Source organism: Xanthomonas translucens pv. undulosa (genome assembly GCF_017301775.1).
GTDB classification, from domain to species: Bacteria; Pseudomonadota; Gammaproteobacteria; order Xanthomonadales; family Xanthomonadaceae; genus Xanthomonas_A; species Xanthomonas_A translucens.
In genome coordinates, this window is sequence record NZ_CP063993.1 from 3,779,097 (window position 1) to 3,800,191 (window position 21,095).

Annotated in this window: 10 protein-coding genes; 1 reads left to right on the forward strand and 9 read right to left on the reverse strand. The window is 67.9% G+C overall.

Going from position 1 to position 21,095, the window contains the following annotated elements; translation table 11 throughout:
- Positions 1 to 27 precede the first annotated feature (27 nt).
- The 6 genes from ISN38_RS16035 to ISN38_RS16060 all read right to left on the reverse strand — a co-directional run bounded on the left by ISN38_RS16035 (position 28) and on the right by ISN38_RS16060 (position 13,594).
- Entirely contained in the window at positions 28 to 2,715 is a 2,688-nt protein-coding gene (locus ISN38_RS16035; protein ID WP_206711905.1) for a glycoside hydrolase family 3 C-terminal domain-containing protein, read from the reverse strand.
- A gap of 41 nt (positions 2,716 to 2,756) precedes the next feature.
- Positions 2,757 to 5,456, reverse strand: coding sequence for a beta-mannosidase (locus ISN38_RS16040; protein WP_206711906.1), 2,700 nt, complete (start codon positions 5,454 to 5,456; stop codon positions 2,757 to 2,759).
- A 17-nt stretch (positions 5,457 to 5,473) separates the two neighbouring features.
- On the reverse strand, positions 5,474 to 7,963 hold the full coding sequence (locus tag ISN38_RS16045) for a family 20 glycosylhydrolase (RefSeq protein WP_003472203.1): 2,490 nt from the start codon (positions 7,961 to 7,963) through the stop codon (positions 5,474 to 5,476).
- A gap of 55 nt (positions 7,964 to 8,018) precedes the next feature.
- Complete coding sequence (locus ISN38_RS16050) at positions 8,019 to 9,074, reverse strand: glycosyl hydrolase family 18 protein (RefSeq protein WP_003472206.1); 1,056 nt, start codon at positions 9,072 to 9,074, stop codon at positions 8,019 to 8,021.
- A gap of 13 nt (positions 9,075 to 9,087) precedes the next feature.
- Positions 9,088 to 10,782: an alpha-L-fucosidase gene (locus ISN38_RS16055; protein WP_080627711.1), complete on the reverse strand. Its 1,695-nt coding sequence runs from the start codon at positions 10,780 to 10,782 to the stop codon at positions 9,088 to 9,090.
- 106 nt (positions 10,783 to 10,888) lie between these two features.
- On the reverse strand, positions 10,889 to 13,594 hold the full coding sequence (locus tag ISN38_RS16060; protein ID WP_003472210.1) for a TonB-dependent receptor: 2,706 nt from the start codon (positions 13,592 to 13,594) through the stop codon (positions 10,889 to 10,891).
- Positions 13,595 to 14,391: 797 nt separating this feature from the next.
- Here ISN38_RS16060 and ISN38_RS16065 point away from each other — a divergent pair.
- Complete coding sequence (locus ISN38_RS16065) at positions 14,392 to 15,414, forward strand: glucokinase family protein (protein ID WP_003472212.1); 1,023 nt, start codon at positions 14,392 to 14,394, stop codon at positions 15,412 to 15,414.
- A gap of 365 nt (positions 15,415 to 15,779) precedes the next feature.
- Here the strand turns inward: ISN38_RS16065 and ISN38_RS16070 are convergent, their stop codons facing one another.
- The 3 genes from ISN38_RS16070 to bioA all read right to left on the reverse strand — a co-directional run bounded on the left by ISN38_RS16070 (position 15,780) and on the right by bioA (position 20,989).
- Positions 15,780 to 18,386, reverse strand: coding sequence for a TonB-dependent receptor (locus tag ISN38_RS16070; protein WP_206711907.1), 2,607 nt, complete (start codon positions 18,384 to 18,386; stop codon positions 15,780 to 15,782).
- A gap of 489 nt (positions 18,387 to 18,875) precedes the next feature.
- Positions 18,876 to 19,607, reverse strand: a complete 732-nt coding sequence (locus ISN38_RS16075; RefSeq protein WP_047325134.1) for a 16S rRNA (uracil(1498)-N(3))-methyltransferase — start codon at positions 19,605 to 19,607, stop codon at positions 18,876 to 18,878.
- Positions 19,598 to 20,989, reverse strand: coding sequence for an adenosylmethionine--8-amino-7-oxononanoate transaminase (gene bioA / locus ISN38_RS16080; RefSeq protein ID WP_038240012.1), 1,392 nt, complete (start codon positions 20,987 to 20,989; stop codon positions 19,598 to 19,600). The genes ISN38_RS16075 and bioA overlap by 10 nt, the downstream gene beginning before the upstream one ends.
- Between the last annotated feature and the right edge of the window lie 106 nt (positions 20,990 to 21,095).

Consider the following 21,095-nt stretch of genomic DNA (forward strand, 5'->3'; position numbering starts at 1 on the left):
CGCTCCTACACAGGGCGCATGTGCGGATCACCGCGCGATGGGCACCGTGCCCTGGATCGAAAACGCGGCCTCGTCGCCGGGCGCCCCGGTGCCGGGCTGGCCGCCGCCGACGAACACGCGGTAGTCGCCGGGCTGCACCGCGCGCTGGCCGGCGCGATCGACATCGCTCAGCTGCCGCGGCGTCAGCTCGAAACCCACTTCGCGCGCTTCGCCCGGCTGCAGCGTCACCCGCTGGAAGCCGACCAGGGTGCGCAGCGGCGACTGCGCGCCTTGCGGAGGTTGCAGGTACACCTGCACCACTTCGTCGCCGGCGCGCGTGCCGCTGTTGCGTACCTGCGTGCGCACCTGCAGGTTCGCACCCGCCTGCAGCGTTGTGGCAGACAGTTGCGGCGCGGCGTAGGTAAAGCGGGTGTAGCTCAGCCCGCTACCGAACGCGAACAGCGGCTCGCCCTTGAAGTAGCGGTAGGTGCGGCCCTTCATATCGTAGCTGACGTAGGCGGGCAAGTCCTTGGTGGAGCGGTAGAAGGTCACCGGCAGGCGGCCGCCGGGATTGACGTCGCCAGCCAGCACCTGCGCGATCGCGGTGCCGCCGGACTGCCCCGGATACCACGCCGCGACGATCGCGTCGGCATGCTGCTTGGCCCAGTTCAGCGCCACCGCGCTGCCGCTCATCAGCACCACCACGAGCGGCTTGCCGCTGGCCTTGGCGCGCTCCAGCAGCGCCTGCTGCGCGGCGGGCAGGGCGAGGTCGTTGCGGTCGCCGCCGTCGAAGCCGGGGACGTCGATGCGCAGTTCCTCGCCTTCCACGTCCGGCGACAGGCCGACGAAGGCGACCACCGCATCGGCCTGCGCGACCGCGCGTTCGGCTTCGGCCAGTTGCGGCGCGGCCGGCGCCAGCCATTCCAGGCGCAGGCCCTGGTCCTGGCCGCGGTGCTCCAGTTCCAGGCGAATGCGGCGCGGACGCGTGTCGTCGAAGTGCAGCACGGTCTCGACGTTGCGACCGTCGGCGTTGTGCATGCCGGCCGGCACGTGCTTGTCTTCGGCGTTGCCGGCGACGACCAGTTGGTCGTCGATGTACAGCCGCACCGGATCGTGGCCGGCGCAGTCGAAGCAGCGCGCCACGCGCACCGCCAGGGTGTAGTCGCCCGGCCCCGGCGGCAGCAGTTCGCCGCTCCAGCGCACCGCGTAGCGATCCTTGTCCACGCCCTTGGCCGGCGCCACGTGGTCCCAGTTGAAGCTGACCACGCGGTCCTGGCGCTGCGTGCGCGGGATGCCGGCCAGATCGACGTTGTCGAAATACTCGCCACGCAGGCCGGGCGTGCCGTCGCTGCGCAAGGCGGTCTCGGGGATCATGCCGGACACGCCGGCGGCGAGCGGGGCGCCTTGCGCATAGCGCAGGTTCGCGGCGCCGAAGCGCTCGCGCAGGCCCAGCAGCGGCGTCACCGGCGCGGCCGAGGTGCCTTGGTAGTTGGCTTCCAGCGCGGCCAGCGCGTCGGCATTGGGGCCGATCACCGCCAGCCGCAGGCCCGGCCGCAGCGGCAGGGTGGCGTTGCGGTTCTGCAGCAGCACGATCGATTGCTGCGCGGCCTGCAGGGCCAGCGCGCGGTGCGCGGCGCTGTCCACGTCCTTGGCGCCCAGCCGCGCGTACGGGTCCTTGCGCTGCGGCTGCAGTTCGCCGAGCCGGTAGCGCGCGGCGAACAGCCGCACCAGCGACTGGTCGAGCACGGCTTCGTCGGCGTCGCCGCGCGCGATCGCCTTGCCCAGGTCGCGGTAGGCGTAGCCGCAGTTGAGGTCGTGGCCGGCCTTGAGCGCGGCGGCGGACGAGCCGGCATTGTCGGCGCGGAAATAGTGGAACTGGGTCATGTCGTCCACGGCGTCGCAGTCGGAGACGACGAAGCCGGTGAAGCCCCAGTCGCCGCGCAGGCGGCCATTGAGCAGCCAGTGGGCGGCGCAGGCCGGGGTGCCGTGCAAGGAGTTGTAGGCGCACATCACCGCGCCGGCGCGGCCGTCGACGATGGCCGCGCGGAACGCGGGGGTATAGGTGGCTTCCAGGTCGTGCGGCGACACGTCCACGTCGAAGCCGTGGCGGCCTGGCTCCGGGCCGCTGTGCACGGCCAGGTGCTTGGGCGTGGCGATGGTGCGCGGGTGGGTGAGGTCGTCGCCCTGCAGGCCGTGGATGAAGCCCACCGCCAGTTGTCCGGTGAGATACGGGTCTTCGCCGTAGGTCTCCATGCCGCGGCCCCAGCGCGGGTCGCGGAAGATGTTGATGTTCGGCGACCAGATGGTCAGCCCGGCGTAGCGCGGGTGGTCCTTGCCGGGGCCGCCGGCGAGATTGAACTTGGCGCGCGCTTCGGTCGAGGTCACCGTGCCGACCTGCTCGAGCAGGGCGGTGTTCCAGGTGGCGGCCAGGCCGATCGCCTGCGGGAACACGGTGGCGTAGCCGTTGCGGGCGATGCCGTGCAGGCCCTCGTTCCACCATTCGTAGGCCGGCACGCCCAGGCGCGGGATCGCCGGCGCAGCGTTCATCGCCTGCGCCACTTTTTCCTCGCGGGTCATCTTCGCCACCAGCGCGGCGGCGCGGTCGTCGGCGTCGTCGGCGTGGGCGAGCGGCGCAGCGGCCAACCCAAGCAGACACAGCCCCTGCGAAATCCCCTGTAGGAGCGGCTTCAGCCGCGACCGCGCAGTGTCCGCATCGCGTCGCGCGCAATCGCTCATGATTCCCCCGATTTCCTTGTGCAGTGTCGTTACCATCCGCATCACTTCGCCTCCGCCGGCTCGGGCGGCGACCCGGTCAGCGTCTCTGCCAGATCGCGCACCTTCAATGCGCTGCGCAACTGCTCCAGCGTCGCGCTGCTGCGCACGTGCACGCTCAGCGGCTCGCCGGGCAACAGGTCGAAGGCGTTGTCGGACAGGGTGGCGTCCAGGTCGCCGAACGCCAGCCACACTTCGCGCGCCAGGGTGGTGCTGGTCAGGGTCAGCGCGTAACCGTCGCCATCGGCACGCAACTCGGTGCGGATGTCCGGGCTGGGCAGATGCAGATGCTTGGCCGCATCGAAGAACACCAGGTTGCGCGACAGCACGCGCGCGCCGTCGAGCAGCTCGAACACCACAAAGCTGCGCTTGGGATCGGCGCGGCGCAGCAGCTGCGCATCGCTGAAACTGCCCACGCGCAGGCTGGACAGCGGCGCCAGGGTCACCGGCTTCTCGCTCTTGCTCAGCACCTTGCCGGACACGTCCATCACCCGCATGCGCCAGCGCGCAGCCAGCGGCACGGTGCGGTCGGACACCAGCGTCACCTCGGTGTGGCCCTGGTCGTTGCGCAGCGCGGCGATCAGTTCTGGCGCATAGAAACGCTTGGCATGGTAGTGCAATGCCTTCCAACGGCCGAAGTAGTCCAGGCTCGACCAGGATGCGCCCGGCCACACGTCGTTGAGCTGCCAGTACAGCGAGCCCATCGACTGCGGCCGCGATGCGCGCAGGTGCTCGGCGGCCAGGGCGATGCCCTCGGCCTGCATCAGCTGGCTCAAATACACGAAGCTCTCGAAGTCCTTGGGCTCGCCGAATGCGCGGCGGATGTACAGCAGCAGGCGCTGATTGCCGTTGCCCTTGTCGAACTTCTGGTGCGCGCGCATCACCGGCGATTCCGGCTGCAGGTCGCCGGGTTCGGCGAAGGCGCGGATGGTGCGCATCTCCGGGAACGACTGCAGGCCGTACTCGGACATGAAGCGCGGGGTCACGTTGAGGTACTCGGTGACTGGCAGCGCCGGGCCGCCCCACACCTTCCAGTAGTGCATGTCGCCGTCGTCGGGCTGGTCGGCGGCGCCGTCGAAATCGGTGCCGGGCGAAGTGGCCCAGTACGGGGTGTCGCTGTCGTACTTGCGCACCGCTTCGCGCAGCACGGTGCCGAACAGCGTGGTCATGCCGCGTTCGATGCGGCTGCGTTCTTCCGGATCGATCGACTGCTTGAACTTGACCCGGTCGCCCCAGTTTTCCCAGCCGGTCTGCACTTCGTTGTTGCCGCACCAGATCACGATGCTGGGATGGTCGCCCAGGCGTTTGACCTGCGCTTCGGCCTCGGCGCGGGTGTTTTCGCGGAACGCCACGTCGTAGGGCGGGATCGCGCCGCCGAACATGAAGTCCTGCCAGATCATGATGCCCAGGCGGTCGGCGTCCTCGTAGAAGCTGTCCGGCTGGTAGTGGCCGCCGCCCCACATGCGCAGCATGTTCATGTTGGCGTCGCGCGCCGCTTGCAGGATGCCGTGCATGCGCGCGGCATCGACCCGGCTGGGGAAGCTGTCGAACGGGATCAGGTTGGCGCCCTTGGCGAAGACCGGGATGCCGTTGACCACGATCGCGAAGCCCTTGCCCCACTTGTCCTTGTCGCGGCGCAGCTCGACGCTGCGCAGGCCGGTGACGCGCTGGGTGGCGTCGCTGTCGCCGCCAGCGTCGCGGATGCGTGCCTTGAACGTGTACAGGTCCTGCCTGCCGTAGCCGACCGGGAACCAGCGCTGCGGCTTGGCGATGCGCACCGGCACGGTCAGCGTGTTGCTGCCCGGATCGAGCACCGCCTTCTGGTTCAGCTGCGCTACGCGCTGGCCGTCGGGGCCGAGCACGTCCAGCTCCAGCTGCACTTCGCCGCCGCGGCTGGCCTGTACGTCCAGTTGCGCGAGCAGTTGCGCCGTGTCGGCATCGACGCGTTGCTGGGCGATGTGCAGGCCTTGCACGCGCAGCGCGTCCCAGGCTTCCACGCGCACGTCCTGCCAGATGCCGGCGGTGACGATGCGCGGGCCCCAGTCCCAGCCGAAGGTGTACGGCGCCTTGCGCACGTAGGTGGAGCTGTGCCGCGCGACTGGTTCGTCGCCGAAGGCCGAGTCGTAGGCGCCGGGCAGCGCGTACGGCTGCTTGGCCAGCCACGGTTGGATCTTCTTGATCGGCGAGTACAGCCGCACTTCCAGCACGTTGTCGCCGCGCTTGAGCAGCGGCTTGGCGTCCACCCGCCACTGCCGGAACATGTTGTCGGCGGCGAGCAGTTTCTTGCCGTTGAGGTAGACCTCGGCGAAGGTGTCCAGGCCGTCGAACACCAGTTCCACGTGCGCGCGCGCGAGCAGCGCGGGGTCGGCCTTGACGTGCGTCTGGTACTGCCAGTCGCTCAATCCGGCCCATTGGATCTTGGCCTCGTTATCGCGATAGAACGGATCGGGCACCACCCCGGCCGCGATCAGGTCGGTCTGCACCGTGCCGGGCACCTGCGCAGGCAGCCACTGCGCTGCCTTCGGGAAGTCCTTGGCATGCGCCTCGCCCGGCGCCAGCCGCACCTGCCAGCCCTGCTGCAGCGACAGCGTCGCCGGCACCGCCGCCTGGCCCTGCAGCGGCACGCCCAATGCCATGAGCAGCCCGAGCCGGGCGGAGAAGCGCGCGCGCGGCGCGGAACGGGGACGGCGGTGCGGCTGGGTCATGTGTGGGTCTCCAGGAGTCAACGCGCGGCGGCGGGGGGCGCCTGCGCTGTGGTTTCGATCAGGTGGACGGCGCCGATGGCGTAGTAGGGGCCGTTGATGCGGGCGGTCGAGCGCAGGCACAGGTCGTGCGTGCCGGTCTGCTTGGGCAGCGGCGCTTCCAGCGAGAACTGCTCGCCAAGGGCCTTGCCGCCCGGCAGCGGGATCCGCGCCAGCAGCTTGCCCTTGCAGTCGCCCAGGCGCACTTCCAGTTCGCCATGCGCGGTCTTGGCCGGGTACTGCTTGACCTTGGCCTGCTCGTGCGCCAGCCCGTAGTTGCGCGCCAGCCGCGCCGCATCGATGCGGATGCGGGCGATGCCGTCCAGGCGCGCGTCGGCGTAGCGCCAGCAGCCGCTGAACAGGTCGATGTTGAACACCGGGGTGTCCTTGCCGGGCAGGTCCGGCAACAGCGGCACGCGCAGGCCCAGGCTACCGTCGGCGCAGGAATTCAGGCCCTGGGTGTCGCGGCTGAGCAGGCCGGGGCGGTCGAGGATGCGGGTGCGCGGGGCGGCCAGCACGCTGCCGTCGTCGGCGAAGGTGGCCGCGCGCACGGTGACCGGCAGGGTCACGTCGAACGGCTTGGCGTAGCGCGGCGAGTCGGCCTTGGGTTCGCTGCCGTCGATGGTGTAGCGGAAATTACCGAACCTGGCCTGGTTGCCGAGCGCGATGCTGGCCTTGCCGCTGTCCAGCGCCGCGTTGTCGCCGCCCTGGATGGCGATGTCCGGCGCGAACGCGCCGTCGCCGTAGTCGATGCCCAGTGCGCGGTAGCGGGTGAGTTGCGCCGGCAGGCGCTGCAGGAAGCCGTCCCAGCCGCGCACATCCATCGGCGACCACGCCGCTTCGGCCAGCGCGCTCAGGCGCGGGAACAGCGCATGGTCGATATGCCAGGCCGAGGGAATGTATTCGGCCCACAGCGCGGCCTGCGCGCCGAGCACGTGCTTGGCTTCCTCGGCGCTGAGCGCGGCCGGGACCGGATCGAACTCGTAGACCTTCTGCAGCGGCAGTACCGCCAGCCGGCCGTTGGGCTCGTCGTTGCGCGCGCTCTGCAGGTTGTCCAGGTACAGCCAGCCGGCGGGCGCCAGCACCACGTCGTGGCCCTGCTTGGCCGCGGCCACCGCACCGTCGACGCCGCGCCAGGACATCACCGACGCGCTGGCCGGCAGGCCGCCTTCCAGGATCTCGTCCCAGCCGATCAGGCGCCGCTCGTGCTTGCTCAGGTAATCGGACAGCTGCTGGTTGAACCAGCCCTGCATCGCGTGCGCGTCCTTGACCCCGAGCTTGCGCATCTGCGCGCGCACCGCCGGCGACCGCTCCCACTGGTCCTTGACCGCTTCGTCGCCGCCGATGTGGATGTACTGCGAGGGAAACAGCTGCAGCACTTCGTCGAGCACGCCCTGGATGAAGGTCATGCTCTTTGCGTCGGTATTGAACAGGTAGGGATTGATCCCCCAGTCCACCGACACCTTCGGCCGCTGTTTGGTGACGCCGACCAGTTCCGGATACGCCGCCACCGCCGCCTGCGCGTGCCCGGGCATGTCCAGCTCCGGCACGATGGTGATGTGCCGCGCGGCGGCGTAGGCGACCAGGTCGCGGATCTGGTCCTGGGTGTAGAAACCGCCGTAGCGGTCGGGCACGCCCTGCGTGCCGGCGCCGGGCGGGGTGCGCCAGGCGCCGATCTCGGTGAGCTTGGGATAGCGCTTGATCTCGATGCGCCAGCCCTGGTCGTCGGTCAGGTGCAGGTGCAGCACGTTGAGCTTGTGCTCGGCCATCGCGTCGATGACGTGCTTGACCGTGTCCGGGCCGTGGAAGTGGCGGGCCACGTCGAGCAGCAGGCCGCGCCAGCCGAAGCGCGGCCAGTCGCGGATTTTGACCTCGGGCACGTCCACTTCGCCCTTGCCGGCATCGGGGGTGAGCAGCTGCCAGGCGCTCATCGCGCCGTAGAACAGGCCGCGCTCGTCGCGCGCCTGGATCAGCATGGTGCTGCCGTCCACGTCCAGCCCGTAGCCTTCCGGCGCTTCCACCGGGGCGTTGGGGTTCATCTGCAGGCGGATGGCGCCGTTGGCCGGAATGGTCTCGGCGCGCACCTCCAGCGCCAGGCCGCGGGTGCTTTCCAGCAGCGCGGCCAGTTGCCGGGCCACGCGCATGGCCGCCTCGTCGTCGGTCGGGACCGACAGCGTGCTGCCGGTGCCGATGGTCAGCGTGGCGCTGCCGCGCTTGACCTGCGCCGGCGCCGGAATCAGCGGCAACGGCGCGGTGTTCTCCGGCTTCGCTGCAGCCGGGGCCGGCGCGGGGGCCGGCGCGGGCTTGGCGGTGTCCGCGGCGGCGGGCGCGTCGCGGTTGCAGCCGCTCAGTACGGCAACGAGGGCGAACAGGGCAAGCCCCAGCCGCGTGCTGCGGGACGCCGCCGCGGCGCCCGGCGGGGCGGTCGTCGGGCGGTGTGGCGTGCGCTGGCGTGCACCTGCTGCAATCATTCGGTCTACCTCGTGCTGTGCGGACGCCTATCGTAGTGGATCGGCGCGTAACGGATCAGCGCGATGCGGTCGGCAGCTCGTCCCACACCTTCGGATCCTCGGCGCCCAGCACCCAGCAGCTGAAGCCTTCCAGGCCGTATTGCTTGACCAGGTCGTAGCGTGCGCGGAAGCTGCGCGCGTCCGGGCGGAACACCCACTCGCGCAAGTCGTCGCGGTAGAAGTAGAACCACGACTCCTGCTCCTGCGCATCCCATTGCACGGTGGCGTTCTGCTCGATCGCCAGCGGGAAGGATTCGTCGGCGTCGATGTAGGTCGCGGCGATGTTCGACGCTTCGGTGCCGTCTTCCTTCACCGGGTTGCCGGTGTACCAGCGGTAGCCGTAGGTGGCGATGCCCAGCGACAGCTTGTCCTTCGGCACCTGGGTCAGTGCGTAGTCCAGGTGCTTCTTCATCCACAGCATGCCGTCGACCGGGCCGGGCGTGGTCCAGCGGGTGTGCTGGTCGTAGGTCATCAGGCTGACCAGGTCCACCGCCTGGCCCAGCGCCTTCAGGTCGTAGGCGCCGCGCCAGTATTCCCACATCCACTTGGAGAACTGCCCGCCTTCGGCGTAGCCCGGCGCGTTCGGCACCACCGCCACCGACATCTTCAGGCCGGCCTTGTGCAGCGCGTCGGCGGTCTGCTTGACCATCAGCGAGTAGGCGTCGCGGTCGGTCCAGGCGATGTTCTCGAAATCGAACTGGAAGCCGTAGTAGCCGTTCTTTTTGCCGTGGATCAGCAGCGAGGCGATCATGCGCTTCTTCGCATCCTCGTCGTGCATCAGCTTGTGGAAGCCGTCGCGGCCGGTGGTCATCGACAGGATCGGCATCACCCGCAGCTGCTTGCGCTTGGCGATGTCGTAGATGTACGTGTTGGGGGTGCCGCTGACCAGGCCGTTCTGGTCCACGCCGTACCAGGTCGGCACCACCACGTCGATCTTGTCGACGTTGGCCATGAAGGCGTTGGTCGATTTCTGCGTGCTCATCAGATAGAACAGCGCGGTCGGGTTCTTGGCCATGGCCGGGGTACAGACCATGGACAGGGCAAGCAGCAGCCCTGCGAATCGCTTCATCATCGGGGGGTATCCGTCAGCGGGTGGAGGTGGGGGAGGGCAGGTCGATGCGGAACACGTAGGCGTGTTCGCCGGCAGGTTTGGCCGGCAGGGTCAGGTGCAGGCCGTCGGCGCGCTGTTCGAACGGCACCTGCTTGCCGGTGGCGAGCAGGGTCACGCCGCGCACGCCGTCGGCGGGCGTGAGCGAGCGGATCAGCGCCTTGCCGCCGGCCGGCCAGCCAAGCTCGATCGCGTACAGCGCGCCGTGGCCGGTGGTGAAGCGGAAATCCTTGGCGGTGTAGGGCTTGGTCTTGGTGTCCTGGAAGGTGCCGCCGACCACTTCGGTCGGGCCTTCGCCATAGCTTCGCCATGGCTGGCTGTCGTAGATCGCCTCGCCGTTGGTCTTCAGCCACTTGCCGATCGACAGCAGGATGTCGCGCTCGGTGTCGGGGATCGAGCCGTCGGCGCGCGGGCCGATGTTGAGCATCAGGTTGCCGTTCTTGCTGACCACATCCACCAGCATGTGCACGATGAAGGTCGGGGTCTTGTAGGTGTCGTTCTCCACGTAGCCCCACGACGCGTTGCTGACCGAGGTGTCGGTCTGCCAGTGGGTCGGGTGGATGCCGGTGAGCTGGCCGCGCTCGATGTCCAGCGTGCCGGCGCCTTCGGCGAACGCGCCGAGCTTGTAGTTCACCACCACCCCGTCGCCGTGCGCGGCGCCGTGGTTGTAGTAGTACGCCAGCATGGTCGGCAGCGTGCGGCGGAAGGTCGGGTGCGCGATCCACCAGTCGAAGTAGATCAACTCCGGGTCGTAGCGGTCGATCAGCTCGGTGGTGCGCGCCAGCCAGTCGTCCAGCCACGCCTGCGACACCGGCGTCCAGTCGTTGACCACGTCCGCATCGTCCTTGCCCGGCAAGCGGATCTGCGCCGGCCCGTACAGGCCGGCGTAGCGCGGATCGTTGACGTCCGAGTCGAATGTGCGTCCGCCGTCGAAGAACCAGTTGTGTTCGGCGCGGTGCGAGGACAGGCCGAAGTGCATGCCCTGCGCGCGGATCGCCTTGGACAGCTCGCCGATCACGTCGCGCTTGGGACCCATCTTGGTCGCGGTCCAGTCCGACAGCTGCGAGTCGTACATCGCAAAGCCGTCGTGGTGTTCGGCCACCGGCACCACATAGCGCGCGCCGGCTTCGCGGAACAGCGTGGCCCAGCCTTGCGGGTCGAACTTGGGCGCGGTGAACAGCGGGATCAGGTCCTTGTAGCCGAAGGTGGACTGCGGGCCGTAGGTTTCGCGGTGGTGCGCGTAGTCCTGGCTGTCCTTGGCGTCGGGTTGGTACATGTTGCGCGAGTACCACTCGTTGCCGAAGGCCGGCACCGAGAACACGCCCCAGTGGATGAAGATGCCGAACTTGGCGTTGTCGTACCAGCCGGGCGAACGGTAGTGCTTCAGCGAGCTCCAGTCCGGACGGAACGGTCCCTTGCGTGCGCCGGCATCGGCTTGGCGCACCAGCCGCGCGCGTTCGGGCGCGTACTTGGCGGTGGCCTGCAGCCACTGCTGGTCGATCTGTTCGGGGCTGAGGGTGGTGGCGGTGGGCGCGGTCGGCGACGGCGCATCCGCGGCGCAGGCGGGCACGGCCGCCAACGCGAGAATGAGGGAAAAGCTGCTGGCCAGAGTCCTGCGTACAGCGCCGGCGTGGCGGGATCGGTCCGCGCGCAGGCGGGTCTCGGACGTCATGGAACTGCACTCCTCTGCAGAAAACGTGATGCCGGCGCAAACCAACCGCCGGGCAAAAAAAGGGCGCGCCACCGTGGAGAGTCGGTGGCGCGCCGCCAGTGCTACATCAGAACTTGAAGTTGAGCTGCGCGGTGTAACCACGCCCGTTCTTGTAGAACGCGGTCGGGGTGTCCTTGCTGCCGCTGTACAAGCGATAGGTGGAATCCAGCAGGTTGGTGGCGCCGAAGGTGATGCCCATGTAGTCGGTGATCTGATACGAGGCGGTCAAGTCCAGCTGCTTGTAGCTGTCTGCGAAGTCTTCCGATCCCAGGCGGCCGATCTGGGTGAAGTACTTGGAGCGGTAGCTGTAGTTCACGCGCACCGTCCAGTCGTCGTGTTCCCAATACGGAATCACGTTGTAGGTGTCGCGCGACAGGTAGGGCAGGTTCAGGCCGGAGCTCGCATCGGATTTGGCAAACGTGTAGTTCGCCTGCAACCCGAAGCCCAGGCCCAAGGTCTGCTGGTAGTTGATCGATGCGCCCTTGACCTTGGCGTTGGAGGCGTTGGTCGGGGTGGTGACCTGATAAACGCCTTCCGGGTTCAACGGGGTCTTCGGCCGCTGCTCGGCGACCGTGGTGCTCACGATGTAGGAACTGATGTCGCGGTAGAACACCTCGCCCGACAGCATGCTGGACGGGGCGAAATACCACTCGGCCGCCAGGTCGTAGTTGGTGGACTCGTACGGCTTGAGGTCCGGGTTGCCGCCGCTGGCGGTCAGGTTGCCGTTGCCGCTGCTGACCGTGAACGAACCGGCCAGGTCGGCGTAGCGCGGGCGTGCCATGACCTTGGCGGCCGAGAAGCGCAGCACGGCGTCGTCGGCCAGGTCGTAGGCCACGTTGAAGCTCGGCAGCGCCTTGCGGTACTCGTGGGTTTCGGCAACAGGCGAAAACGTGACGTTGTTATCCTGGCTCTGCCAATATTTCGACTTGTCGGTGGTGTCGAGCAGACGCACGCCGACATTGCCGCGCCATTGGCCCGACTCGAAGTTCAGTTGGGTGTAGGCGTTCTGGGTGATTTCCTTCACGTTGAACGAGGCGTCGTAAGCGGTGCTGTAGGGGCCCTGCGGCTGCGCCAGCAGATAGCGGCGGACGGCATTCAGATTGGCGGTCGGCCAGGTGGTCAGATCGCCGCTGGCGCCCAGGCCGTCGTAAAGGCCGCTCGGCGTGGTGCCGGGATTGAACTGGGTCAGCGAGATCGGGTCGGTGGTGTTGATGCGGTTGCCGCGTGCATCCACGCCGTTGTTGTGGTTGATGTACTTGTAGCCGAACTGCAGTTTGGTGAACGGGCCCCATTGCAGGTCGCGCGCTGCATCCCACTGGAAGTATTTTTCTTCGTCCTTGCTCTTCTGGTAGTAGATGCCGCCCGCCTGCATCACGCCGTCCGCCGTCGAGCCTGCCGGCAGTCCGGCAGCATTGCCCGGCAGCCCCCAGTTGGAGGCGCCACCGTTGTCGTAGTTCACCGCGGTGTGCGAGCCGTCAAAGGCGTAGTTGTAGCCGCCGTCCTGCATCAGGTACTTCATCAGGTACTCGGGGCTCTTGCCGCCGGTCGCCTGGGTGTCGCCGACCTGGGTGGTGAACACCCACTTTTCGCCCGACCAGTCGTGGCGCAGGTTCAGGCTCTTGGTGGTGACCGTGCTTTCGCGGTAGTTGGTGTCCATCTGGGAATAAGGTTGGGCTAGTCCGTTATCCGCGAAATTCGCGGAGGTGACCACTCCATTCTGGACGGTTGCCCTGTCGATCAGGCGGATGTTGCTGATTTGAACCGGCTTCCCATTTTCGTCAAGCGAGCCATCGGCGGCGGGAGATGAGCATGCCGGGCAGACATAGCGCGCCTGGCTGTAGTTGTTGTACTTGCCCTTGATGTAGATGCCGGTCAGGTTGACTTCGTTCTGCGCGTCCGGCTTCCACTGCAACGCAGCCTGCAGGCCGTTGCGCTCGCGGGTCTGCTGGAAGAACGCGCTGCTGATGCCGGCCGGCACGCGGGCGGTGGCCACGTCGCTGCCGTCGCCGGTGATGGTGGCGGTGCGCGGAATGTCGGCGCCGGTGGTGTAGCCGAAGTATTCGATGCCGGCGCGCGCGATGTCCTGCTTGTCGTGGGTGGCGGAGATCAACGCGCCGAAGGTCTCGTCGTCGTTCTTCCAGCTCCACAGCGCCGAGCCGCGCGGGTTGCCGTCCTTGGAACGGTCGTTGTAGTTGTAGCCGACCGAGCCGCGGATGGTGTTCTTCGGCAAGTCCAGCGGCTTGCGGGTGTTCACGATCACGGTGCCGCCGATCGAGCCTTCGTCGATGCGCGCTTCCGGGGTCTTGTAGACCTCCATCAGGCCGATGATTTCCGGCGACAGCAGGGTGTAGTTGAAGGTGCGGCCGCTGGTGTCGGATGGGTTGCCGCCCCAGTCGCCGGAGGCGATGGTCTGGCCGTTGAGCAGCACGCGGTTCAGCGCCGGGTCGGTGCCGTTGATGCTGACCTTCTCGCCTTCGCCGAACTGGCGGTCCACGCTGATGCCCGGCAGGTGCGCCAGCGACTCGGCGGCATTGGTGTCCGGGAACTTACCGATGTCCTCGGCGCTGATCGCATCGACGATGGAGTTGGCCGAGCGCTTGACCGACTGGCTCTTCTCCAGCGAGGCGCGGTAGCCGCTGACGGTGATCGTGTCCAGTTGCTGGACGTTCTTCGATTCCGCGCTGGAAGCGGGTGCTTCCTGCGCCATTGCATTACCGGACAGATACAGCGCGGCCATGATGCTGATGGCTAACGTGGTGGTGCGGCTATTCATTGGCTAAACCTCTGGGTTAGTACATGGGCATGAGGTGCCAACCGATGTTCCGGCGTGCTGGCCGCTGCCCGGCCTGTTGAGTGCGCGGCACCTTGCGGTGGCTGCGCGTATCGCGTTTCGGTGCGCGTCGTCCGGTCGTTGACGCGGAAGTGGCCGCCGGCGGCACCGAGGACGCCGGTCTTTCCTTTTTTCCTGATGGGGCAACCAACGTCCAACAAAGAGAGGCATGTTTCATGCCGGTGCGCGGGCGGGACTCCGTTTTCCGTGCATGGCGTTAAACTGAATTGTGAGTGTCTTTAAGTTGTAAAACTGGCGATGGTTTGAGTCTGGAATAGCGTTGACAGCGTTGTCAATACTTGATTTACGATATCTTGACAATTCTGGGCAAGGAGATCGCTAAGCGTTGTGAAGATCTATTGCAAAGGTCCTGAGTCGGATGTCTATATCGTTGTTATATAAGAAAATTTCAGCTGAAGCTGAGCCTGGTCTGCACCTTTGCGGCGACGCGGGCGGCGGGCCATCGCATGCTGCTGGGCGCAATCTGTGTCGATATTTTGTGCATTGCGGCGAATTTTTGCGGGCGTTCCGCCCCGCTTTTCTTGCGGTCTGTCGGCGGCGTCGGTGTCTTGATGTGACGGCGCCACCTATTGCTCCATCATGGCGTATGGGTGCAAGCGGTGGCGGTAGCGCGACATCCTGGGGAAATTCACCTTGACAACGTTGTCATAGTGGTCTGAAACTCGATCGATCAACAGGCCAATCGGCGTGCGCCCTTTGGGGCGCAACGGGAGAAGTACGTGTCCGCAAGCATTACACCGGTTGTAGCGGCTGGGCCGCGCGCCGAGTCTTTCATCGCCGCCGATGTCGGCGGCACCCATGTCCGTATCGGCCTGGTCGCGCGCGGCGATGCCGGTAGCGACGTGCAGGCGGTCAAGTTGCTGGACTACCGCAAGTACCGCTGCGCCGACTATCCGGGCCTGACCGAGATCATCGGCGAGTTCCTGTCCGGCCTGCCGGGCCCGATGCCGACCCGCGGCGTGATCGCCAGCGCCGGCTATGCGCTGGAAGACGGCAGGGTGATCACCACCAATCTGCCATGGAGCCTGTCGCCGCCGGAAATCCGCGAGCGCCTGGGCATGCAGGCGCTTCACTTGGTCAACGATTTCGAGGCGGTGGCCTATGCGGCCTCGTCGATGGATGCCAGCGAAGTGCTGCACCTGACAGGCCCGCGCAAGGCGCAGCGCGGACCGGCGCTGGTGATCGGCCCCGGGACCGGACTCGGCGCGGCCGTGTGGATCCCGGCCAACGGCGGCGCGGTGGTGCTGGCCACCGAGGCCGGCCACGCGGCCCTGCCGGTCGGCAGCGAGCTGGAAATGGCAATCGCGCAGCGGCTGTTGCGCACGCGCAGCTACGTGCCGGTGGAGCACCTGCTGTCCGGTCCTGGCCTGCTCAACCTCTATAAGGTGTTGTGCGAGCTGCACGATGCCGCGCCGGCGCATGCCGCGCCCAGCGAGGTCACCGCGGCGGCGTTGGGCGGCAACGATCCACTGGCGCATGACGCGCTGTCGGCGTTCTGCGGCCTGCTCGGCAGCGTGGTCGGCGACATGGCGCTGCTGTATGGCATCCAGAGCGGCATCTACCTGGCCGGTGGCTTCCTGCCGCAGATCGGCGCGTTCCTGGCCGCCAGCAGCTTCGTCGAGCGCTACTTGAACAAGGGCGCGATGCGCCCGGCATTGGAGCAGATTCCGGTGAAGCTGGTCGAGCACGGCCAGCTTGGGGTGATCGGCGCAGCCAACTGGTTCCTGCAGCAGCCGCGCTAGCGCTCGCGGCGCGCGGGCTGCGTTGGCGAGATGGGAACATGGCATCGCGGCGCGCGGCGTGTCGGGGATCGTCCTCCGCCGCTGAAAGGACCCTGGAAAACCTCGCGTCCGGAATCGGTGCGATAGGGCATCATCGGCGTTGCCGTTCTCCTGTCGCGGCTGAAGCCGCTCCTACAGGAGCGAGCGGTGCGGCTTCTGTAGGAGCTGCTTTAGCCGCGACAGAAAGACGAAGCGGTCGCGAAGCCGCCGGTAGCGACCGCAAGCGCCGTCGCAGCGACGCTCGCTGGTGCCGCGATGACGAGCCCGCGGAGCGCCGATGCCTGCAACAACAGCGGTGGCCCGTGCGGCCGCCGCCATCGCCGTGGTTATAGCGTGAAGTGCACGCTGAGCATGTAGCCGCGCCCGTTCTTGTACAAATAATACGGCTGGCTCTCCTGGCCGACGTAGCTGTAGTAGGTCTGGTCGAGCAGGTTGGTGCCTTCCAGCTGCAGCTTGACCTTGTCGGTGATGGCATAGGACACCGACGCATCGAGCTGGGTGAAGGCATCGGTCATCTGGTTGGCGCCCAGGCGCCCGATCTGGGTGAAGTAGGCCGAGCGCCAGCCCAGGGTCAGCCGCGCCTCCCATGGCCCTTTCTCGAAGTAGGGGCTGAGGTTGTAGCTGTTCTTGGAGTTGTAGGGCAGGTTGTAGTCGCCCTGGGTATCGGCCTTGGAGTAGGTGTAGTTCGCCGCCACGCCGAAGCCGCCGCCCAGTTCCTGCTGGTAGCTCAGCGACACGCCCTTGACCTTGGCCGCGCCGGAATTCTGCGGCAGCGTCACCTCGTAGATGTCTTCGCGGTTGTAGGTGTTGTTGTGCAGCGGTTGCTGCACCAGGGTCTGCAGGATGTAGTTGGAGATATCGCGGTAGAACAGCTCGCCGGAGAGCACGCTGTTGGGCGCGAAATACCATTCCAGCGAGGCGCCGTAGTTGGTGGAGCGGTACGGGTCCAGCACCGGATTGCCGCTGCTGGCGGTGAGCTTGTTGTCGTCGGCGTTGACGTAGGGGGTGAGGTCGGCATAGCGCGGCCGCGCGATCACCTTGGCCGCGGCCACGCGCAGGATCAGCGCATCGGACAGGTCGTAGGCGACGTTCAGCGACGGCAGCCATTCGCCGTAAGACGTGTTGTAGCGTACCGGTGCATAGGCGCTGCCGTCGTACTGGTAGCCGCCGATCGCATCGCGGGTGTTGACGTAGCGCACGCCGATGTTGCCGCGGTAGGTGTCGCCGGAAAAATCCGCCTGCAGGTAGGCGGCGCGGTTGCGCTCGACCACGTCGAAGCTGCTGCCGTAGCTGGGTGCGAGCGTGTCGCTGCCGGGCAGGCCGCCGACGTAGTCCACCAGCGCGCCGGGGCTTTGCCGCGGCCAGTGGCGCATGTCGTCGCTGACCGACAGGCCGTCCAGGTAGCCGCCGGGCGTGCTGCCGCCATAGACCGCGCCCAGCGTGGTGTTCGGGTCGGCGGGGAAGCTGTCGTAGTACATGTCCTGCGCGGTGCTGTGGCGCGTGGCCTTGACCCCGGCGCGCAGCTTGGTGATCGGCCCCCAGTCCACGTCGTGGTCGAAGTCCAGTTGCGCGTAGCGCTCCTTGTCCAGGTTCGGATAGCGATTCACGGTGGCGCCGAGCACCGACATCGTATCCAGCGTCGATGGCGGCACCGCGTAGTCCACGCCGACGTTGCGGTGGTTGATGGCGTAGTCGTAGCCGCCGTTGCCGCGGAAGGTGAGGCCGTAGATGCGATCGGCGCCGCCGGCCGAGCGGGTCGCGCCGACCTGGCCGGAAACGTTCCAGCCGTCGCCGTGCCAGTCGCCGCGCAAGGTGTTGCTGCTGGTCTTGACCGTGGTCTTGCGCACGTACGCGTCGAGGATGGTTTCGGCGTTGTCGCCATAGGCGCCGGAGGTGGCGACGCCATCGTTCACCTCCAGCGCGGTAGCGTTGGCCGGGATGAAGTTGGCGTAGCGGCTTTGGTTGATGTTGTCGAACGTCTCCTCCACATACAGGCCGGTGTAGGTCAGCTCGAAGGCGTCGTTCGGCTTCCACTGCAGCGCGCCGGTGACGCCGTCGCGCTTGCGGGTCTGGGTGAACAGCGCGCTGTTGATCGCGGTGGGGTAGACCCCTTGCTTGCCGGCGGCGACCGCGTCGGGGAAGCCGGCGCCCTGGATGTCGCTGTAGCCGAAGATCTCCACGCCGTCGCGGCGCAGCGCGCGCTCCGAGTGCATCACCGAGCCGAGCACGCCGAGCGTGCCGGCGTCGTTCTTCCAGTTGTACAGCAGCGCGGCATTGGGCTTGCCGTTTTCGGAACGGTCGTTGTCACCGTAGCTGACGCTGCCGGTCAGCAGGTTCTTGTCCAGTTCCAGCGGCTTGCGCGTGTGCAGGATCACGGTGCCGCCGAGACTGCCTTCGTCGATGTTGGCCTGCGGGCTCTTGTAGACCTCGGCCCTGCCGATCACCTCCGGCGCCAGCAGTGAATAGTTGAACGAGCGGCTGTCCGGATTGTTCGGATCGCCGCCCCAACTGGTGGAGGCGATGCTCTGGCCGTTGAGCAGCACCCGGTTCAGCGCCGGATCGGTACCCAGGATCGAGACCTTCTCGCCTTCGCCGAACTGGCGATCGACGCTGACCCCGGGCAGGTGCGACAGCGATTCGGCGACGTTGGCCGCGGGAAACTTGCCGACGTCCTCGGCCGAGATCGCATCGACGATGGCATCGGCATTGCGCTTGATGTTGAGCGATTTCTGCAGGCTGGCGCGGTAGCCGGTGACCTTGACCGCATCCAGCTCCTGCACCGCAGACGAGGCCGGCGCGTTGGCGTCAGCGGCGGGCGGCGGTGGGGCGGCGTCGCCCTGTTGCACAGGGACTTGCTGGGCGAGGGCGCTGGCGGGTGCGGCCAGAATGCCGGCGATGGCGAAGGCCAGGGGAGCGAGGCGGATGCGGTTCAAGCGGGCGGTCTCCGAAAGGTGCGCAGGACGCGCAAGGCCCACCGGCGTGGCGGCGGGCAAGTGACGCCATCGGCCCGGATGCGGCGCGATGGACGAATCGAACACAGGAGCGGGGCGTGCATGCCCGCGAACGGCGCATGCGGCGTGTCGGCATCGCGGCCATGGCGTGCCGGCGTGCCGGCGCCGTACATGGGCGCGGCAGCGGCGGATGGCGCACGCGGCAGCGCGTGCGTGGCTTGTGCGGACAGGCGACCGTGCGGCGACGGGCCGTGTCGTTCGTTGCACCGGTTCAAACCGGAGGCACTCCGCGCGATGGCTCAGGAGCGCCGACTGTGTCGCGCCTGTCCTTCGTTGTCAACGCGCATCGCGGTTAAAAAAACGCTAAGAAAAGCGCTGTTTTACCGGGGAGATCGACGCTCCGCGCGGCGTCGGCGTTGCAGCCGTCGCGCGCCTGCGACTCTGCCTGTGCACGCGATTGCGTGCACAGGCTCACAGGTCGCCGCAGCGCGCCTGCAATGCGGCGATCGCGGCCAGGCCGGCGGTTTCGGTGCGCAGGATGCGCGGACCCAGGCGCAGTCCGGCGAAGCCGGCAGCGTGCAGCGCGGCACGGTCGCGTGGCGACCAGCCGCCCTCCGGGCCGATCGCGATCGTCGCCGCGTTGCCGGCGATCTCCAGCGTGCGCAGCCGCTGTTCGCCTTGCGGATCGAGGGTGAGCTTCCGCTGCGCGCCGGCCACCGCGGCGGCGGCGTCGGCCAGCGCCAGGGGCGCGGCCAGGCTGGGCACGCGCGCCCGGCCGGACTGTTCGCAGGCCGCGACCACGACGCTGCGCCAGTGCGCCACGCGCTTGTCCGTGCGCGCCGCATCCAGCTTCACCTCGGTGCGCTCGGCCCAGACCGGTACGATCGCGGCCACGCCCAGTTCGGTCGCCTTCTGTAGGATCAGGTCCATCTTCTCGCCGCGCGCCACACCCTGCAGCAAGGTGATCGCCAGCGGCGATTCGTTGTGCGCGGGCTGCGCCGTGCCGATCCGCGCGCTGGCGCCGCGCTTGCCGACCTGCAGCAGTTCGGCGTCGTAGTCGCAGCCATCGCCGTTGAACAGCACGCAGCGGTCGCCCTCACGCAGCCGCAGCACGCGCAGCAGATGCCCGGACACGTCCTCGGGCAACACCAAGTCCTCGCCTTCGCACAGCGGCAGCGCGACATGGCAGCGGGTCAGGCGCATGCCACGGCCTCGTCGATCGCGGCCAGGGTGGTCTCGGCGAGCAGCGCCAGTTGCGCATCGTCCACGCAGTACGGCGGCATCCAGTACAGCACGTCGCCCAGCGGGCGCAGCACCACGCCGCGCTGCAGGGCGGCGCGATACGCACACAGGCCGACCCGTGCGCCGGCCGCGAACGGGGTGCGCTTGTCGCCATTGCGGGTCAGTTCGAACGCCACCACCATCCCGGCCTGGCGCACGTCGGCCACGTGCGGATGGTCGTTGAACGGCGCCGACAGCGCGCGCAGGGTTTCGGCGGTGCTGCGGTTGCGCGCGATCACGTCGTCCTGCTGGAAGATCCGCAGGCAGGCCAGCGCCGCGGCGCAGGCCAGCGGATTGCCGGTGTAGCTGTGCGAGTGCAGGAAGGCGCGCTCGCGGCTGTCGTCGAGGAAGGCGTCGTACAGGTGTTGCGTGGCCAGCACCGCCGACAGCGGCAGGAAACCGCCGGTCAGGCCCTTGGACAGGCACAGCAGGTCCGGCATCACCCCGGCCTGCTCGCAGGCGAACAGGGTGCCGGTCCGGCCGAAGCCGGTGGCGATCTCGTCGGCGATCAGAAACGCGCCGTTGGCGTCGCACAGTTCGCGCGCGCGGCGCAGGTAGGCCGGGTCGTGCATGCGCATGCCGCCGGCGCATTGCAGGCGCGGCTCCAGGATCACCGCGCAGATCTCGCCGGGATGGCGATCGAACAGGTCGGCCAGCGCATCGGCGGCAGCATCGGCGCGCTGCCGCGCGCTCTGTCCCGGCGCGGCCAGGTAGGCGTCGGGCGAGGGCGCGAACAGCGCTTCGCACAGCAGCGGCGCGTACACCCGCCGGTACAGCGGAATGTCGCCGACCGCCAGCGCGCCGATGGTTTCGCCGTGGTAGCCGTTCTCCAGCGCGACGAAGCGGGTGCGGCGGGTCTCGCCGCGGTTGTGGAAATAGTGGAACGCCATCTTCAGCGCCACTTCGACCCCGGCCGAGCCGTTGTCGGCGTAGAACACCTTGGCCAGCGGCGCGCGCCCGTCCTGGCGCGGCGCCAGCGCCAGCAGCTGCTCGGCCAGTTCCACCGCCGGCACATGGCTGAAGCCGGCCAGCATCACCTGTTCCAGCTGGGTGGCCTGTGCGGCGATGGCCGCGGCGATGCGTGGTTCGCTGTGGCCGAACAGATTGGTCCACCAGCTGCTTACCGCATCCAGGTAGCGGTTGCCTTCGTGATCGATCAGCCAGGCGCCGTCGCCGCGGGCGATCGGCAGCAGCGGCAGGGTGTCCGGATGCTCGCGCATCTGCGTGCAGGGGTGCCACAGCACGGCCAGGTCGCGTTGCCGCCATGCAGCGGCAGTCTGTGAAGCAGTCAGGTCTGTTAGCATTTCGCGCTCATGAACAGGTTCTTCGCTCCGTGCATTCTATCGGCCGACGCTGCACAGCGTTGCGGGTTGCCGGCGTGAGCCGTCCGTTGCCGATCATCCACGCCTT

What these genes read in the sequence shown, in the direction of transcription:
- ISN38_RS16050 (WP_003472206.1), bottom strand. Translation starts at nt 9,074, where the DNA reads ATGATGAAGCGATTCGCAGGGCTGCTGCTTGCCCTGTCCATGGTCTGT.
- ISN38_RS16075 (WP_047325134.1), bottom strand. Translation starts at nt 19,607, where the DNA reads ATGCGCCTGACCCGCTGCCATGTCGCGCTGCCGCTGTGCGAAGGCGAG.
- bioA (WP_038240012.1), bottom strand. Translation starts at nt 20,989, where the DNA reads ATGCTAACAGACCTGACTGCTTCACAGACTGCCGCTGCATGGCGGCAA.
- ISN38_RS16045 (WP_003472203.1), bottom strand. Translation starts at nt 7,963, where the DNA reads ATGATTGCAGCAGGTGCACGCCAGCGCACGCCACACCGCCCGACGACC.
- ISN38_RS16040 (WP_206711906.1), bottom strand. Translation starts at nt 5,456, where the DNA reads ATGACCCAGCCGCACCGCCGTCCCCGTTCCGCGCCGCGCGCGCGCTTC.
- ISN38_RS16035 (WP_206711905.1), bottom strand. Translation starts at nt 2,715, where the DNA reads ATGAGCGATTGCGCGCGACGCGATGCGGACACTGCGCGGTCGCGGCTG.
- ISN38_RS16060 (WP_003472210.1), bottom strand. Translation starts at nt 13,594, where the DNA reads ATGAATAGCCGCACCACCACGTTAGCCATCAGCATCATGGCCGCGCTG.
- ISN38_RS16055 (WP_080627711.1), bottom strand. Translation starts at nt 10,782, where the DNA reads ATGACGTCCGAGACCCGCCTGCGCGCGGACCGATCCCGCCACGCCGGC.